The sequence below is a fragment of the Streptococcus sp. genome, assembly GCF_019414905.1.
In the GTDB taxonomy this organism is placed as follows: domain Bacteria; phylum Bacillota; class Bacilli; order Lactobacillales; family Streptococcaceae; genus Streptococcus.
On record NZ_DXLC01000003.1, the window covers coordinates 1 to 1,360 of the forward strand.

At 40.9% G+C, this 1,360-nt stretch carries 1 protein-coding gene; it reads left to right on the top strand.

The window, feature by feature from the left end; genetic code table 11:
- Nucleotides 1-192 precede the first annotated feature (192 nt).
- On the top strand, nucleotides 193-1,360 hold a 1,168-nt coding region (locus QZ359_RS00055), incomplete at its 3' end, for a DEAD/DEAH box helicase (RefSeq protein WP_293944578.1).

The window sequence follows — 1,360 nt, forward strand, 5'->3', positions numbered from 1 at the left end:
AGTCCGCAAGTTAGTGATCACTATGGCTTGAATGCTATTTTAAACTGGAAATAATGACTGAAAAGAGGTTGGAATCATAACATTCCAGCCTTTTTTACTAGAGAAGCTACTAGAAATAGCCTAAATAAGTGAGACTACTGAAATGGAATAAAATATGGTATAATTGATAGGATAGATAGAATCGAGGATATTATGTCATTTACGAAATTTCAATTTAAAAACTATATTAGAGAAGCCTTGGAGGAGTTGAAATTTACAACTCCAACAGAGGTGCAAGACAAGTTGATTCCTATTGTTTTGGCAGGTCGTGACCTAGTTGGTGAATCAAAAACAGGTTCGGGTAAGACTCACACTTTCCTATTGCCGATTTTCCAGCAATTAGATGAAGCCAGCGATAGTGTTCAAGCAGTCATTACTGCACCGAGCCGTGAATTAGCTACTCAAATTTACCAAGCAGCCCGTCAGATTGCTACTCACTCAGAAGTAGAAGTTCGTGTAGTTAATTATGTGGGGGGGACAGATAAGGCTCGCCAGATTGAGAAATTGGCAAGTAACCAGCCTCATATTGTTATCGGAACGCCAGGTCGTATCTACGACTTGGTTAAATCTGGTGACCTAGCTATTCACAAGGCTAAGACCTTTGTGGTCGATGAGGCAGATATGACCTTGGATATGGGATTCTTAGAAACTGTTGATAAGATTGCTGGAAGTCTTCCAAAAGACCTGCAATTCATGGTCTTCTCAGCGACTATTCCACAAAAACTGCAACCATTCTTGAAAAAATACTTGTCAAATCCTGTTATGGAGAAAATCAAGACCAAAACGGTCATTTCTGATACCATTGATAATTGGTTGATTTCGACCAAGGGTCGTGACAAGAATGCTCAAATTTACCAATTGACCCAGTTGATGCAACCGTATTTGGCAATGATTTTTGTTAACACTAAAACGCGTGCTGATGAATTGCATTCATATCTGACTGCTCAAGGCTTGAAGGTGGCAAAAATCCATGGGGATATTGCCCCTCGTGAACGCAAGAGAATCATGAATCAGGTAAAAAATCTGGATTTTGAGTACATTGTCGCAACAGATTTGGCAGCGCGTGGAATTGATATTGAAGGTGTCAGCCATGTCATCAATGATGCCATTCCGCAAGATTTGTCCTTCTTTGTTCACCGTGTTGGTCGTACTGGAAGAAATGGCCTACCAGGTACAGCTATTACCCTTTATCAGCCAAGTGACGACTCGGATATCCGTGAGTTGGAGAAATTGGGAATCAAGTTTACTCCTAAGATGGTCAAAGACGGGGAATTTCAAGATACTTATGACCGTGCCCGTCGTGCCAACCGTGAGAAAAAAC